The 15,564-nt window shown below is 38.1% G+C and carries 20 protein-coding genes; 11 read left to right on the forward strand and 9 right to left on the reverse strand.

The window, feature by feature from the left end:
- The first annotated feature begins 11 nt into the window (after positions 1-11).
- Positions 12-368 carry a RidA family protein gene (locus tag I6F65_RS10810; RefSeq protein ID WP_197112844.1) on the forward strand — a complete coding sequence of 119 codons (357 nt, stop codon included), beginning with the start codon at positions 12-14 and terminating at the stop codon, positions 366-368.
- Positions 369-375: 7 nt separating this feature from the next.
- Complete coding sequence (locus I6F65_RS10815; RefSeq protein ID WP_197112846.1) at positions 376-1,113, forward strand: SDR family oxidoreductase; 738 nt, start codon at positions 376-378, stop codon at positions 1,111-1,113.
- 79 nt (positions 1,114-1,192) lie between these two features.
- On the opposite strand, the gene I6F65_RS10820 is transcribed toward I6F65_RS10815, so the two are convergent.
- From I6F65_RS10820 to smrB, 7 genes are all read right to left on the reverse strand, one after another.
- A complete protein-coding gene (locus I6F65_RS10820; protein ID WP_197112848.1) occupies positions 1,193-1,543 on the reverse strand; it encodes a hypothetical protein in 351 nt (116 codons plus the stop codon).
- 228 nt (positions 1,544-1,771) lie between these two features.
- Positions 1,772-1,993 carry a hypothetical protein gene (locus tag I6F65_RS10825; protein WP_024610161.1) on the reverse strand — a complete coding sequence of 74 codons (222 nt, stop codon included), beginning with the start codon at positions 1,991-1,993 and terminating at the stop codon, positions 1,772-1,774.
- A 70-nt stretch (positions 1,994-2,063) separates the two neighbouring features.
- Positions 2,064-2,705, reverse strand: coding sequence for a DUF2589 domain-containing protein (locus I6F65_RS10830; protein WP_197112850.1), 642 nt, complete (start codon positions 2,703-2,705; stop codon positions 2,064-2,066).
- Positions 2,706-2,734: 29 nt separating this feature from the next.
- Positions 2,735-3,337, reverse strand: coding sequence for a DUF2589 domain-containing protein (locus tag I6F65_RS10835; protein ID WP_024610159.1), 603 nt, complete (start codon positions 3,335-3,337; stop codon positions 2,735-2,737).
- Positions 3,338-3,420: 83 nt separating this feature from the next.
- Positions 3,421-3,867, reverse strand: coding sequence for a hypothetical protein (locus I6F65_RS10840; protein WP_197112852.1), 447 nt, complete (start codon positions 3,865-3,867; stop codon positions 3,421-3,423).
- A 248-nt stretch (positions 3,868-4,115) separates the two neighbouring features.
- Positions 4,116-5,045 (reverse strand): AEC family transporter, encoded by a 930-nt coding sequence (locus I6F65_RS10845; RefSeq protein WP_166111069.1) that lies wholly within the window; start codon positions 5,043-5,045, stop codon positions 4,116-4,118.
- Positions 5,046-5,072: 27 nt separating this feature from the next.
- Complete coding sequence (gene smrB, locus I6F65_RS10850) at positions 5,073-5,630, reverse strand: endonuclease SmrB (protein WP_024610156.1); 558 nt, start codon at positions 5,628-5,630, stop codon at positions 5,073-5,075.
- Between the two features lie 152 nt (positions 5,631-5,782).
- Here smrB and prmB point away from each other — a divergent pair, with 152 nt between their 5' ends.
- The 4 genes from prmB to I6F65_RS10870 all read left to right on the forward strand — a co-directional run bounded on the left by prmB (position 5,783) and on the right by I6F65_RS10870 (position 9,013).
- Complete coding sequence (prmB, locus tag I6F65_RS10855; protein ID WP_024610155.1) at positions 5,783-6,718, forward strand: 50S ribosomal protein L3 N(5)-glutamine methyltransferase; 936 nt, start codon at positions 5,783-5,785, stop codon at positions 6,716-6,718.
- A 66-nt stretch (positions 6,719-6,784) separates the two neighbouring features.
- Positions 6,785-7,882, forward strand: a complete 1,098-nt coding sequence (gene aroC / locus I6F65_RS10860) for a chorismate synthase (RefSeq protein ID WP_024610154.1) — start codon at positions 6,785-6,787, stop codon at positions 7,880-7,882.
- A gap of 164 nt (positions 7,883-8,046) precedes the next feature.
- On the forward strand, positions 8,047-8,487 hold the full coding sequence (locus I6F65_RS10865) for a DUF4274 domain-containing protein (RefSeq protein WP_024610153.1): 441 nt from the start codon (positions 8,047-8,049) through the stop codon (positions 8,485-8,487).
- 136 nt (positions 8,488-8,623) lie between these two features.
- A complete protein-coding gene (locus I6F65_RS10870) occupies positions 8,624-9,013 on the forward strand; it encodes a DUF4112 domain-containing protein (RefSeq protein WP_024610152.1) in 390 nt (129 codons plus the stop codon).
- 7 nt (positions 9,014-9,020) lie between these two features.
- On the opposite strand, the gene I6F65_RS10875 is transcribed toward I6F65_RS10870, so the two are convergent.
- Entirely contained in the window at positions 9,021-9,860 is an 840-nt protein-coding gene (locus I6F65_RS10875; RefSeq protein WP_197112853.1) for a LysR family transcriptional regulator, read from the reverse strand.
- Between the two features lie 118 nt (positions 9,861-9,978).
- Here I6F65_RS10875 and I6F65_RS10880 point away from each other — a divergent pair, with 118 nt between their 5' ends.
- From I6F65_RS10880 to I6F65_RS10900, 5 genes are all read left to right on the forward strand, one after another.
- Positions 9,979-10,626 (forward strand): glutathione S-transferase family protein, encoded by a 648-nt coding sequence (locus I6F65_RS10880; RefSeq protein ID WP_197112856.1) that lies wholly within the window; start codon positions 9,979-9,981, stop codon positions 10,624-10,626.
- Between the two features lie 62 nt (positions 10,627-10,688).
- Complete coding sequence (locus tag I6F65_RS10885; RefSeq protein WP_197112858.1) at positions 10,689-11,150, forward strand: zinc-ribbon domain containing protein; 462 nt, start codon at positions 10,689-10,691, stop codon at positions 11,148-11,150.
- A 116-nt stretch (positions 11,151-11,266) separates the two neighbouring features.
- Positions 11,267-11,821 carry an elongation factor P hydroxylase gene (locus I6F65_RS10890; RefSeq protein ID WP_197112860.1) on the forward strand — a complete coding sequence of 185 codons (555 nt, stop codon included), beginning with the start codon at positions 11,267-11,269 and terminating at the stop codon, positions 11,819-11,821.
- Complete coding sequence (locus I6F65_RS10895) at positions 11,811-12,974, forward strand: ATP-NAD kinase family protein (protein ID WP_197112862.1); 1,164 nt, start codon at positions 11,811-11,813, stop codon at positions 12,972-12,974. Before I6F65_RS10890 ends, I6F65_RS10895 begins: the two co-directional genes overlap by 11 nt.
- The gene (locus I6F65_RS10900) at positions 12,971-13,246 is read left to right on the forward strand and encodes a YfcL family protein (protein WP_024610148.1); all 276 of its coding nucleotides are present in this window, start codon (positions 12,971-12,973) and stop codon (positions 13,244-13,246) included. The genes I6F65_RS10895 and I6F65_RS10900 overlap by 4 nt, the downstream gene beginning before the upstream one ends.
- A 416-nt stretch (positions 13,247-13,662) precedes the next feature.
- Here I6F65_RS10900 and I6F65_RS10905 read toward each other — a convergent pair whose 3' ends face one another.
- Positions 13,663-15,531 carry a DEAD/DEAH box helicase gene (locus tag I6F65_RS10905; protein ID WP_166111081.1) on the reverse strand — a complete coding sequence of 623 codons (1,869 nt, stop codon included), beginning with the start codon at positions 15,529-15,531 and terminating at the stop codon, positions 13,663-13,665.
- Between the last annotated feature and the right edge of the window lie 33 nt (positions 15,532-15,564).

Here is a 15,564-nt window from a genome sequence, read left to right on the forward strand (position 1 = left end):
GAGTAAAGAGCATGACAATCGAACGGCTTCAAACCGGTGCGCGCATGAGTCGCATTGTAAAACACAATGGTACAGTTTATCTATGCGGACAAGTATGTGCTGATGCTGAGCAAAACATTAAAGATCAAACCCAAACTATGCTCGACAAGGTAGAAGTACTACTTAATGAAGCCGGCAGTTCAAAAGAGCATATGCTAAGTGCTACTATTTACGTTAAAAGTATGGATTATTTTGCTGATATGAACGCAGTATGGCATGCGTGGGTACCCGAAGGGTATGCTCCTGCTCGTGCTTGCGTAGAAGCAAAAATGGCTCGAGATGCTTTACTTGTTGAAATTTCAGTTGTCGCCGCTTTAAAAGCACTATAGAGCTTTAATGACTCGTTCTCCTGTTGTACTTATTACTGGTTCTAGCCGAGGAATTGGTGCGGCTACGGCACTCTATTTTGCAAAGCAGGGTTATGACGTTTGCATTAACTATAAGTCTGATTTAGCAAGTGCGCAGTTAGTTGCAAGTAAAGTAAAAAGCCTTGGTGTTAGAGCTCAAGTTATAAAAGCAGATGTATCGAAAGAGGCGGATGTTTTAGCTTTATTTTCTCAGATAGATAAAGAGTTTGGTCAACTTGATGTATTAGTAAATAACGCCGGTATTTTAAAACCACAAATGCCTTTGTTAGATATGAATGCTGAGCGAATAAACGAAGTTTTGACAACAAACATTACCAGTGCTTTTTTGTGTAGCCGTGAGGCGGTAAAGCGCATGGGAAATGGCGGCAGTATTGTTAATGTATCCTCTGCGGCTGCTAAAACGGGATCTCCTAATGAATACATAGACTATGCTGCTTCAAAGGGGGCTATAGATACGTTGACTGTTGGTTTAGCAAAAGAAGTTGCAAGTAAAGGTATTCGTGTTAATTCAGTCAGACCAGGGCTTATTTACACTGATATGCATAGCGATGGTGGCGATAAAAATCGTGTAGATCGGCTTAAAAACAAACTACCACTTGGCAGAGGGGATAAGCCTGAAGAAGTTGCTGCTGCAATTTACTTTTTAGCTTCCAGTGATGCTGCTTTTACAACGGGTAGTTTTATTGATGTAGCTGGTGGTTTGTAAATGTCTCCTCTTTTGCTGAGTAAGTAAGAGGCACTGCATATGACTGTTAAGCTTTTAGGATAAATACCCTTAGTCTCAGCTATGGATTACAAGTTGTCAGTGTTCTTAATTCACTGTTTTTTTGGTTAAAAACGTGGCATGTTCTAAAGCCATCTTCAATAGTTATATGCAATGTAGAACCATTCCCCTTATCTGGGGCTTTCCCACCATCGTGAGGACCTTTTGATATAGAGCAATTGCCCTGATCCCAAAAAATAGCAAGTGAGTTATCATCTGAATTTCGGATTAACTGTTGCCACAAAGTGATACTACCTTGCTCTTGAGGGAAAGTGGCATGTTCACTGACTATACATTCCGCGTAGCTACTAAGTGATAATAAGCTTAATGAGCATACAATGACTTTAATTAATTTTATATTCGTCGTTTTCATATTTTCACCTTTTTTTGTTGCACTAAATTACTTATTGATAATAGCAACAAAAATAATATTAAGTATAAGAATGGTCATATGATTCTTTTTACAATAAGTAATGTAGTGCATTACAGAGATGTTGAATAGAAATATTAAAAGTCGATTTCACTATTGAGATCAACTTTAAGATTGGATTGTATATAAATGAGATTGGTTAAAAGAACCCATATAATAATACAGATACTATTAACTAAACTTAGCATAATCGCTATTACAGTTTCCTATGGCGGAGCTAGACTGTAACTTTTCACTGGCAGACTTTACTTGCATTCTATCTTCTGCCGCTAAGCTAATTACAGTATTACATAATTGGCAGCAAAACTTATCTCCAGCACATAAGGCTTCAATACTAATAATAATTTTAGAATGCTGACAGTGAGGACAGTTAATTGTATTTGTTAAATTCATAGTAATTCCTATTTTTTAAATAGCGCCTTTATAAAAGACGCGTATATGCTGTTAGTTAAGATTTTGATTTCTAATCTTGAGGGGGTTTAATCATTATAGGTTGAATAGCTGCCGTATATGCTTGGATTATTGTTGTTACCCCTTCAGGAAGTGGCAACTGCCCAGCATTAACTGCTATGGTGTATTTAGCGGAATTTGACTTTTCGTAGTGCTCTTTATCTGAGGATGATGACTGGCTAGTTGATTTAACTGATCCCTCTACTTTGGCAGAAAACCCCATATAGCTAAAACCAGCTTCAAAGCTGCCACTAGTTTCTCCACTCTGACTATCTGATTTTTCAGTGTCGTGCGAATAAGAGCTCTTTACTTCCATTTCAAAACTAACATCGACATTTTTAATGGCAAGTGAGTTTAATGGTAGAATAGTTAAAATAGGTAAATTTAAAGTAGAGACTGCAGGATCTGATGACTCACCTGTATTTTGATCAATAACGGGGCGAGTTATTTCAAGTTTAACCATAATTGGTCTACGTATACCTCCTTCTTTGTCGTCTTTATTAACTGGCTGAAAACAAGTTTCTAATAGAAACTGCGTTTGGGTCATTGCCATGTTCGCATTAGCATCAGCTGCTGCATTTAAAGGAGCACCAATTAAAGATTTCATTGGTAAACCTGAAAATTGTTGAGCCATACTTACTAGTGAATTTTCCATTATAGTATCCTTTTTCTAATGTTAGCTTTTTATCCAGGGATTTGCGCTCTAAGTGAACGCTCGTAACCTTCAACAAGTTTTTGAAGGCCTTCAGGAGTTTCACCTCCTTGAAGTTTTATTTCGATTTCCACATTAGAAGTGCTTTTTTCGTGCGATGTAGAAAAAATGCCTCCTTGAGTTTGCTTTGGAAATGCGACTAATAATTCATTTTGTTCGTTAGCTGTAACTTCTAGCTTTGCTTTAATGATAACTTCTTGTATTTTTGTTGAGCTGATTGGTGTTAGAGTGATAATTGGTACATCGACATAGCTGATCTTAGGTCCATTGTGGTCTTTATCAGGAAAGGCCATTTGCATTGTTTTGGGCTTAAGTACGCGACGAACCTGATTATTTGATGCTAGTTTCTCATTGTGGTTATTGAGAATGTTGAGTGCTGATTCTGTATCATTACTATCAATAAAAACTTTAATTTTTTGAATCGATTCGTCATCAAGATCTGTTACATTCGTTTTAGGTATCTCTACAATCTCAAAGAATTTATTGATGTGTTTTATACCTTGGGCCTCAACCTCGTTAGCTGCTTGCTTAATACTTGAGTGAAGTTCATGTATCAGCATTTCAAATTTAATCATCTTTATATTCCGTTGTGACGTTGTTACGTCAGTTATAGGTATTAAAAGAAAATAAGTTAATAAGAACTGATCTTATGATTATTTTAAAATTGTAATTTTTTTCTAACTGTTAATATAGTACGCTGACTAATACCGAAAACTCTGATTAATTCTTCATTAGCCATGCCGTTCTTTATCGAATTTTCATACGCTATTTTTCTAAGTAAGCTAAATATGCCCCACCTATTAGGGATCTCAATATACCCAGATGAGTCAGCAAGAGAGCAAAGTTTACAATAATGAGATTCTGTTAAATCTATCCCCAATCTCATTTCTAATTTTGATTTATGCTTTCCTAAGTAAATTTTTTTTCCACCATGTTTTTCTATAAAGTAGTAGAACTCATTTGCCGTGAATGGCTCGACTAATTCAGATAAGAAAAAGGGTAGTCTAGCAAGTACTTCAACTTTGTATTCCTCATAGAAGATATATAACTCATTCATATGATTTATTTTATTTGTATAAATGACGCCAAAAATTTCGTAATGCATTCTTTGCGACTCCAATCGAAGTTTTGTATAAGTGTTGGTATTTATAGTCTTTAGAAGTTGATAAGTGCATAGCAACAACTATATTAAATGTAGTTGCTTTTGTTTATGTTGTGGGTACTTTGTGGTGAGGCTTGGGTAATGGAAAGCGTTGTTACATTGCTATACTGGTTAAAGTTAGAGATATGTAATTATGGTCAAGTTACCCAAATTAATTTAAAAAGAGGAAAAGCGCAGAGTCTTAATTTTGGCTACAATAATATAGCCAGCCAAAATGTAAAACTAATAACACTTAAAATAGTAGACAACACCACAGCGCCAGCAAGTGTGGCTTCGTGTTGCTTTATTTGACTCGCAATGAGGTAGGCATTTACACCAACAGGGGATGCGCTTAAAAGTACTAATACATTAAGTATTTGCGTGTCTAGTTTAAATACATAAGTACCTATCAATAGCACTAATGCCGGTAATAGAGTTATTTTTAAAACGGATGCAATTAGGGCTGGTTGCCAATTTGCGGCTATTTTATAAAAAGCTAAATTTGCACCAAGCACAAATAATGCACATGCAATTGCTGGTTTAGCTAATAGCTCCAAACTATTTGCTAAGTCGGTAAACAGTGTTACTCCCAATATGTTTAATATAAGCCCACAACCAATACTTAGTACAATAGGGTTTAATACCATACTCTTACCAAAGTGTGACCATGAAAACTTATCGCTACTGCCTTTAGCTCCTATTAAAAAAGTAAGCGCAAACAATAATGTACTATGAAAAGTGATGATCATAAACGCAATTGCAATCATCTCTTTCCCCAATGACGCAATAACAATAGGAATGCCTACAAGCACCATGTTGGAATAGCTAGAAGCAAGACCAAACACACCGTGTTGTTGATAATTTTTTAAGTGCTTTTTATTTAAATAAAAGCGGTCGATTAAAATACCTAAGCCAAACACAGTCAGTACGGGTATGTAAAAGCTTAAAAATGCAAAAAGGCTAATGCTCTCCTGTAAATTAATTTGCGACATATTTAACAATAAAAAAGCCGGTAAACTAATATAAAAAGTAAATTTACTAAGCCCTGCAATATGTTGCTTTTCAAAAAAGTTTAATCGGCAGCAAGCATACCCTAGCGCAACAATGAATATGAGCGGAAAAATAATCGAAAAAATGTGCACGTAGTTACATCCTAGTAATAGATTAATTTAGCGTCTAAACTCATCGCTTTGCGGCAAATTGATTAGTATGAGCACTGCGCCTCTTCCACCATATTCAAGTGGGGCCTGATGCATAGCTATAACGTCTGGGTGCTGCACTAAATACTGGGGGACTTTGTGTTTTAGTACGCCACCACCAATACCATGTATAACGCACGCGCAATAATAATGCTGTTTTTTACATTCGTGAATTAGGCCAGCAAGTTCATCTTTAGCTAATTCTTTATTTAAGCCATGCAAATCAAGCGTTAAGTCGGGTGCAAAGTCGCCACGGCGAAGCTGTTTAGCTAAAAAGCTGTCTTGCCCAGGTTTTACATATTTTACTGTTCCGTGGGTATCTATATCGGGAATATAAACGTCTGAGAAAAAAAATTCAGACTGTGCCTGCTTTTTTTGCTGGGCAAATTGCTTAGCTTGTGACACCTTAGGTTTTGTATCAAAACGATGAGTATCTTGTTTGAATACTTTAGCGCCTGTGATCGTTTGACGAAATAAGCTTATATCGTCATTGCTTAGGGACGAATGTAGTGGAATGTCTTTTTTCATAACTTTTACCTAAACAAAAAAACGTAAAAACGCAGCGCAAAAGGCGGTACAATACTTAAATGAGGGGCAATTGTAATTTGCCCAGCGCAGATAGGCAATGCAATCGTCTCAAAGACTCAAAACAGTCAGTAAGCTACTACAGGTAAAAATATATGAACGATTTACAAATAGAAGAAGCAACATTAGAAGAAGCCGTTGCAGAACTGTCAACTTTACATGACTGGTTACGTTGGACTACAAGCCAATTTGCAAGTAGTGGTATATTTTTTGGACACGGTACAGATAACGCTTGGGATGAAGCTGTAAGTTTGCTACTTCCTGCGCTTAGTTTACCTGTTGATGCACCAAAAGAATTAATGCATGCGCGTTTAACAAGCACAGAAAAAAACCTGTTATCAGGTCTTATTGCAGAACGCATTAACGATTGCACGCCAGTACCTTACTTAACAAACATAGCGTGGTTTGCTGGTATGCCGTTTTATGTTGATGAGCGCGTACTTATTCCACGTTCTCCGTTTGCTGAACTCATAAGCAACCGTTTTACTCCGTGGTTAGATGCGCCTGAGTCGGTTAACCGTATTTTAGATTTATGTACTGGCTCTGGTTGTATTGCAATAGCGCTTGCACAAGCATTTGAGCAGGCACAAGTTGATGCGGTAGATATATCGTATGAAGCACTTGAAGTAGCTGACATAAATATTAGCGATTACATGTTAAGTGACCGCGTGCTACCAATTCAGTCTGATGTATTTAGTGGTGTACCAGGTCAGAAATACGACTTAATAGTAGCAAACCCACCGTATGTTGATGCAGAAGATATGGCCGACTTACCTCGCGAATTTCATCATGAACCAGAGCTTGGGCTTGCATCAGGTCACGATGGATTAGATGTAACACGTACAATATTAAGCGAAGCAAGTGAGCATCTAACTGATAACGGTTTGTTATTTGTAGAAGTAGGGAACTCTATGGTACATATGGATGCACTGTATCCGGGTGCGCCGTTTGAATGGGTTGAGTTTGAACAAGGCGGCTTAGGTGTATTTGTAATTAGCAAAAAGCAGTTAGATGAGTATTTTACAAAATAAGTAAAAATAATGAATAGCCAAGCCATGTGCTTGGCTATTGGTAGTCATTAGGAATGAGGAAAGTTAATGGCAGGTAATAGCATTGGACAGTTATTTAAAGTGTCCACCTTTGGTGAGAGCCACGGCGTTGCATTAGGCGGCGTTGTTGATGGTACTCCCGCAGGTCTTGAGATCACAGAGGCCGACTTACAAATAGATTTAGACCGTCGTAAACCAGGCCAAAGCCGTTACACAACGCAGCGCCGTGAAGACGATCAAATAAAAATTCTTTCAGGCGTTTTTGAAGGTAAAACCACAGGCACAAGCATCGGTTTACTTATCGAAAATACCGATCAACGCTCAAAAGACTACGGAAAAATTAAAGATGTATTTCGCCCTGGTCATGGCGATTACACGTATTGGCATAAATACGGTCTGCGTGATTATCGTGGTGGCGGTCGTTCGTCTGCACGCGAAACAGCTATTCGTGTAGCGGCAGGCTCTATCGCTAAAAAATACTTAAAGCAATTTCATGGTATTGAAGTTAAAGCATGTTTAAGCCAACTTGGTCCTATTAAGGCTGAGACATTTGACTGGAACGAAGTTGAAAATAACTTATTCTTTTTCCCTGATGCAAGCAAGCTAGAAGCACTTGACGAATACATGCGTGACCTTAAAAAACAAGGTGACTCAGTAGGCGCTAAAGTAAAAGTAGTGGCAAGCAATGTACCAGTAGGATTAGGGGAGCCAGTATTTGATAGGCTCGATGCTGAGCTTGCACATTCATTAATGAGTATTAACGCAGTTAAAGGCGTTGAAATTGGTGACGGCTTTGATGTTATTGAGCAAAAAGGGTCAGAACATCGCGACGAATTAACCCCTGAAGGCTTTACATCAAACCATGCTGGTGGCGTACTTGCCGGTATTTCTACTGGGCAAGATATTATTGCTTCAATAGCGCTTAAGCCAACGTCGAGTATTACTATTCCAGGTAAAAGTATTAATACTGAAAACGAAGCAGTAGAGATGATCACCAAAGGACGTCACGATCCGTGTGTTGGTATTCGTGCCGTGCCTATTGCTGAGGCAATGATGGCCATTACACTGATGGATCATTTACTGCGTCAACGCGGACAAAATCCACATGTAAATCACGAACACGGGCCAATTAACGGCTCAGTTTAAAACGTTAATATGGTATAAAATAAGCGCCGAAAGGCGCTTTTTTTTATATCAAAGTACCATTAAATTATAGAGTTAAAGCGAAAATATAAGAGACGTTATATTTAAAATCAGACAACAATATCTTGGTAAACATTTAACTATTCTGTTTTTATTAGGCAATAAATATGATTTCTCAATTTGAAAGACAGTTAATAAATAATGCTCAGTATGAAGTTGATCTAAAAATAAGCGTAAATATAGTGAGCAATTCAAAAAATCCATTTTTTTTACTGGAATATGCTCAAGCTTATAATTGGGACAACGGCTTAGAGGTAATAAATGCAGTTGCAGATAACGAGAACTGTGACTTTGGTGTTGCGTTATCACTTTTTTGGTTAGCCGATGCAATGTGTTATTTAACAAAAGATATTAAAAGAAACGAATATAACGAAGAGTGGTCTGACTTTTGTGAAAAGATGATAAGCAGAATTAGTACTGGCTGGTATAAGTTGAATTTAATACGTTTTGAACCACCTTTAGGAAAAGTAGAAAAATACACGTTAATAAAACAGGGCGTCTCAGAAATCTTTATTAATAAAGTAATACCTAAAGATGAAATAATATAAGGCTATTCAAGTTAATAGTATGAGTGAATTACAACAAGAATATTATATCCCATTTTGCTAATTGATCACGCTAGCATTAACACTTCAGGGCTAGTTCAAGTTTAGTTTATATAATCTTTTATGGAGGTTATTAACTATGACGAATACGACACAAGCAAAAAATGTAAAACGCTCCCAGCAAAAAATACACGCAGCAATAACGCGACTTGAGCGTTTTAGTAAAATTACCGACAGCAGCATTGGCATTCCTTTTACTAAATTTAATATAGGGATTGATGCTGTTATTGGACTTGTTCCTGTGATTGGCGATGCCGCTGGGCTTATATTATCAAGCTATGTATTGCTAGAAGCGCAGCGTATGGGGATGAGTAAACGCATAAAACTAAAAATTATAATTAATATGCTGATAGATTTTTTTGTAGGATCAATCCCCCTGTTTGGCGATATATTTGATGCGTTTTTTAAAGCAAATACGCGTAACACTCAATTGTTAAAAAATGCTTTAATTAAACAGGGTAAGCTTTAAGTTTTACTTAAAAAGTAAACTGTTCAGCTATTTTTTTTACTGTATTTTGGTTTATAGGATTGTGTGCATGGTTGGCATGTAACAAAACAATATCAATAACCGGTAAAGCGGGAAGGGTAATGTCATTAATAATACATAACGAATCGGCTTTACTTACCTGAGCAATGGCGCCTATGGCTAAGTGACTTTTCACTAAAGATTCAAGTGAACTTAAGCTTGCGCAGCAACCTATTATTTTGAATTGTCGCTCCGTTTTTAGTAGCCCCTCAATTGCTGCCTGATGAAACTTACAATCGCGCATAAAAATGGCGAGGGGCAAGGTCATATTTGAGTCATAAATAAATTGCTCGCTCTTAACCCACACACCCGAACTTGAATACAAAAAGTACCCTTCCTCAGAGCTTGGTGAGCGGGTGGCAATTATTATATCTAACAAGCCTTGATCGAGCTGATTTTTTAACTCTGTGGTTGAAGCACAACTGATTTGTAAATCTAGTTGGTTAATATGCTGATGGAGCAAACTAACAACTTTTGGCAATATTGAACTGGCGTAGTCATCAGGGCAACCTAAACGGATACGAACTTGTACTGTGCTTGTTTTTAATTGTTTATATGCTTCATCGTGTAGTGCGATTAATTGTTTAGCGTAACTTGCTAGTTGAATACCTGCGTTAGAAAGTACAAGTTGTCGACCTTGTTTACTAAATAATGAATTACCAATATCACGCTCTAGCTTTTTCATTTGCATACTGACCGCTGATTGCGTACGGCACACTTGTTGTGCGGCACGAGTAAAGCTACCTGTATCTACAAATGCTAAAAATGTGCGAAGTGAATCGATATCCATCTTAATTCCTAATATTTTAATACATCAATTTAATTGATATGTGGTATGACAAATTTTGGCGAGTATTCACCTAAGTCGTAACGTATATTGACTTAACTTAATCATTTAGGAAGTCACAATGCAATTATTTATTGGTAATAAAAATTACTCGACATGGTCACTTAGAGCATGGTATTTAATGAGTAAATTCAGTGTTGTATTTAGTGAGGTGCAATTAGTACTGGATACACCTGATTTTTATAATGAATTACAAAAGCGGCTTTCAGTGCAAAAAGTACCAGTGCTTATTGATGGTGATTTAGTTGTTTGGGATTCATTAGCTATTTGTGAATACATAAACGATGCTTATTTGTTGGGGGCAGGGTGGCCAACAAATATAACTCATCGAGCTAAAGCACGTAGTCTAAGTGCTGAGATGCATTCAGGGTTTTTGGCACTACGTAACGAAATGCCAATGAATATTCGCGCCACACGTGTAATTACACTTTCTGATGCTGCTAAAAAAGACATTGCCCGTATTGACGAAATATTTAACCAACAACAAATTACTTATCCTGATAGATGGTTATTTGGTGAATTTAGTATTGTTGATGCTATGTATGCACCAATTATTTTGCGACTAAAAACTTACCAAATTAGTTTATCTGAACAAGCTAATCGTTACTGTGAGCAGGTTATGAGCTGCCCAGTGCTACAAAACTGGGTTAAACAAGCATTAGCCGAAACCGATATTGTAGAATGTGATGAAGCAGGCACGCCTGCATAATTATTGCTTTTATATGATTTACTTTTTAGTATTAAAACCATAACTTTAAAGTAGGCGAGCTGATGTACCTTAACCATCCAAGGTATGGCGATAAACCAATAATTACTAATACACCTTCGACTATTGAAGCAATTGAGAGTGCGCATTGGCGTTACGCAAACCTCAAGTATTTTTCTAATACGGTAATATTGGCTGATATAAAAAAGCAAAATTATGCCATTTATCCTCGAACACTCTATGTAGATATTGAGGAGCAGTGCGAGACTTGCTCTAAGGCATTTATTTTCTTTGCTCAAGAGCAACAATACTGGTTTGAAGTACTGGGCTTTTGGGTTGATTCGCATTGTACTCATTGCTTTGAATGCCGTAGGCATGCGCGATATATACGAACTATTCGTAAACGTTACGATATATTAGCTAGCTTAGCCAATAAAACCTCAAGTGAAAAAACACAGCATAAAGAGCTTGGTAATACTCTTTACAGTTTAGGTATTATTAAAAACATCAATAAAGTGAATGGTTAACCGTTTATTTTTTACTATCTCGCCTTATTTTTACTTTAGCTGTAAAAGCCCGTACAATTCGTCTCGTTTTTAATGCGCAAAATAGCGCTGTAACCGAGACTAATTAGCCTAATTTTATGCATCAAATAGCTGATCTAATTTCAATTTTTGAACGCACTTTTTATCAAAGTTATAATACCCGATTGATAAAAGGCGATTATGAGCCTATTTATATTCCAGCTAATAATACAGCCCCTTTTCATCAGGTTGTATTCGCTCATGGTTTTTACGCGAGTGCATTGCATGAAACTGCGCATTGGCTAGTAGCAGGCGATGCACGTCGTTTACAAGAAGACTACGGTTATTGGTACTGCCCCGATGGTCGTGATGAAAAAAAGCAAGCCGAATTTGAAAACGTTGAAGTAAAGCCTCAAGCTATAGAGTGGTTATTAAGTACCGCTGCAGGGTTTAATTTTAATGTGTCGGTGGATAACTTAAACGGCGAGCAAACATGTCGGTTTGATTTTCAACAACGAGTGCATGCGCGTGTATTATCGCTTATCGAAAATGGCTTTAACTCTCGTACAGAATTACTTTTAAAAGCACTATCCCATTTTTATAACACACCGTGGCCAATAACCGCGCAACAGTTTAATTGGCAACACCCGAAGGAGCTTTGTGATGGCGTTTAAATTAGGTTTAATTGTAAACCCTGTAGCGGGTTTAGGTGGAACAGTTGCTTTAAAAGGCAGTGATGGCGCGCAAACTGCTGCCAAAGCAATAGAATTAGGCGCAGAGCCAAAGGCAAATAGCCGTACAAAAGCAGCGCTTGAAGTGCTATTACCTTATAAAGAACGCTTAATTATTTACACTGTTAACGGCGACATGGGTGAGAAAACAGCAAAGGCTTTGAGCTTTAATGTTGAGGTTATATACAACACTGCTGCTATAACAACCCCAGATGATACTGAGAATGCGGTAAAAATACTTAAAGACTCTGGCGTTGATTTGGTTTTATTTGCCGGTGGCGATGGTACAGCGCGTAATATTTGCCATGCAATAGAGGATACCGTTCCGGTACTTGGTATTCCTGCAGGCTGTAAAATTCATTCTGGTGTATACGCCATTACACCAAAAGCAGCAGGGCGCGTAGTTGAAATGCTGGTTAAAGGTGAGTTAGTTACCTTAGCTGATGCAGATGTAATGGATATAGATGAAGATGCCTTTAGGCAAGGTACGGTAAAAGCAAAACGTTATGGCGAAATGCAAACACCCAGCGAAGTACGTTATATGCAAGCTGTTAAAAATGGCGGTAAAGAAACCGACGAATTAGTACTAGCTGATATTGCTGCGCATGTTGTATCGCAAATGGATGAAGACACATTTTATATTATGGGTAGCGGCTCAACCGTTGAAGCCATAATGGAAGAAATGGGACTTGAGAATACATTGCTTGGCGTTGATTTAATAAAAGATCAAACCATAGTTGCCCAAGATTTAATGGCTAAGCAATTACTTGAGCTTACTCATGAGCAAAATACTAAATTGGTAATTACCCTAATTGGCGGGCAAGGACATATATTTGGTCGTGGTAATCAGCAATTAAGCCCCGCGCTTATACGTGCAATTGGCAAAGAAAATATTATTGTAGTAGCAACAAAAACAAAGCTACAAGCGCTTAATGGTCGCCCCCTTATTTGTGATACTGGCGACAGCGAATTAGATGATGAATTAACGGGTTATATTAAAGTAACCACCGGATATAACGACCATATTATGTATGCAGTAGGGCATCAAAACCTTGAAAATACAGGTGCTCTGCAAAACCAGGAGATTAATAAATGAGTTTAGTGAACTATATCGATGCAGCCCAGCAGTACTTCGATGATTTAGTAATAAAAGCAACTGACGATGAGTTATTTGCAGGTGGCTATTTACGAGGTCATTTCGATCTTGCAGTAGGTTATGCCGAAGTAGAAAAGCTGACAATCAGTATAGATGAGCTAAACGATACCGTAGAGCAAAGCTTAGTTAAAGCATATCGTAATGGTGAGCTTAACGAAGAAGACAAAGCATTAGTTGTGCGTCTATGGGAAGAAGTTAAAGCACTCGCTTAACAGCTCTTTTAGCAGAATATAAAAACACGACTTGCTTAGCGCAATCGTGTTTTTTTGCTTTTGGGCATAAGCTCTGTCGAGTAGGCTAGTTTATTTATACGAATGTAATTAGATATTTTACACGGTTATAGAAAAATACTAATCTACATAAGTATTTGAACAATTTAGTGAGTTAATCCATTCCATAATGCCGTTAATTTTTTAGAACAACTAGATATAAATTTTTCCTAATTACAGTGCCGTCTTCTTGTTGTTAAATAGACCCCATATAAGCAGATTGGTATATATCGAGTAGGGCGTTTTATGAGTAAGAATTATAGTGCTCTTTAGAATACTCTATAAATTGCTAGCTAAAATTCAGGCACAAAAAAACCTTGCTCACTTACGTGGCAAGGTTTTTATTAAAGAAGCGTTGCTTATTTCGGCGTTGTAAAGCTTACTGGGCGACGTTCTTTGCGAGGACCAGTACGCTTATCACCGCGTTGGCTGTCATCTTTGTCTTTACTAAAGCTACGCTTTTTGTCAGCCGGTGGGCGTTCAGAGCGTTCTGCACGTGGTTCTGCAGGACCTTGATCTTGTGTAATTGTTAAACCCATAGGGCGTTTACAAATAAACACTTTTTGGAAATGATCAAGTACATCTTTAGGCATGTTTTGCGGTAACTGAACCGTACTGTGATTGTCGTGTAAACGAATATCACCAATAAACTTGCTTGAGATGTCAGCTTCGTTAGCAATAGCGCCAACAATGTTCTTAACTTGAACACCGTGTTCACGACCTACTTCGATACGGTAAGTATCCATAGGACCTGCATCACGACTGTTACGTTCGCGAGGTTTACGCTCAGCGCGTTCACCACCACGTTCGCCGCCACGTTCGTTACGACGACCACGGTCACCACCGCGATCATTGCGGTCGTTACTACGTGGATTGCGATCGTTACGTTCGTTACGCTCACGAGGTTGAATCTTAACTTCTTCAACTTTAATAGGAGACTGTTGCTGTGCTAAACACAGTAACGCACCAGCTAAGCTTTCAAGTGGAAGGTCAAGTTTTTCAGCCATGTTAGTAGCTACGTCATTGAAGAACGTGATGTCTTTGTTTTCAAGCGCAATAGTTAATTTTGCTTGTAACGCTTCAATACGTTTTTCTTCAACGATTTTTGCAGTTGGTAATTCAACTTGTGCAATTTCAGACTTCGTATGACGAATGATATTTTTAAGTAAATAACGTTCGTTATGTTTTACGAATAAAATTGCTTTACCAGTACGACCAGCACGACCTGTACGGCCGATACGGTGAACGTAGGCTTCAGAATCTTGTGGGATATCGTAGTTGATAACTAAGCTTAAGCGGTCAACATCTAGACCACGAGCAGCAACGTCTGTTGCAATAACAACATTTAGCATGCCGCTTTTTAAGCGTTCTACAGTGCGTTCACGTGCTTGCTGGTTCATGTCACCGTTAAGTGGAGCAGCAGAGAAACCTTCGCGCTCTAATAACTCAGCAAGTTGTACTGTATCGTTACGTGTACGTACGAAAACAATAGCACCTTCATACTGTTCAGCTTCTAAGAAGCGAACAATCGCTTTATTCTTGTGTACGCTTGCATTCCAAAACACTTGCTCAACAGATGATACTGTAGAGTTACGTGCTGAAATATGAACCTGTTCAGGATTGTTCATATAACGGCTACTGATGTTTTGAATTTGCTTAGGCATAGTCGCAGAGAAAAGACATGTTTGCTTTTCGCGCGGTGTTTTTTCCATGATGCTTTCTACATCATCGATAAAGCCCATACGTAACATTTCATCGGCTTCATCAAGTACAAGTGCTTGTAAAGCATCAAACTTGATAGTGCCACGGTTAATGTGATCGATTAATCGACCTGGAGTTGCAACAATAACCTGTGCGCCACGACGAAGTGCGCTTAACTGGATGCTGTAGCTCTGGCCACCATATAGTGCCAATACTTCAACACCACGAATGTGTTTAGAAAATTGTTCGAATGCCTCAGCAACTTGGATCGCAAGCTCGCGTGTAGGTGCAAGTACAAGGATCTGCGGCTGTTTTACAGACGGGTCAATATTATTTAACAATGGCAGTGCAAATGCTGCGGTTTTACCTGTACCCGTTTGAGCTAGTCCCAGTACGTCCTTTCTTTCTAGCAATAACGGTATACATTGAGCTTGGATTTCAGATGGTGTCTTGTAACCCAACTCTTCAACTGCCTTCAAAATTGCAGGAGAAAGATTTAGAGATTCAAACGTGACTGGTTCTGACATTAATACGCCTCAACGAATTTAAAGAGGCGCGCA

Origin of the sequence: Pseudoalteromonas sp. SWXJZ94C (genome assembly GCF_015864385.1) — a bacterium.
In the GTDB taxonomy this organism is placed as follows: domain Bacteria; phylum Pseudomonadota; class Gammaproteobacteria; order Enterobacterales; family Alteromonadaceae; genus Pseudoalteromonas.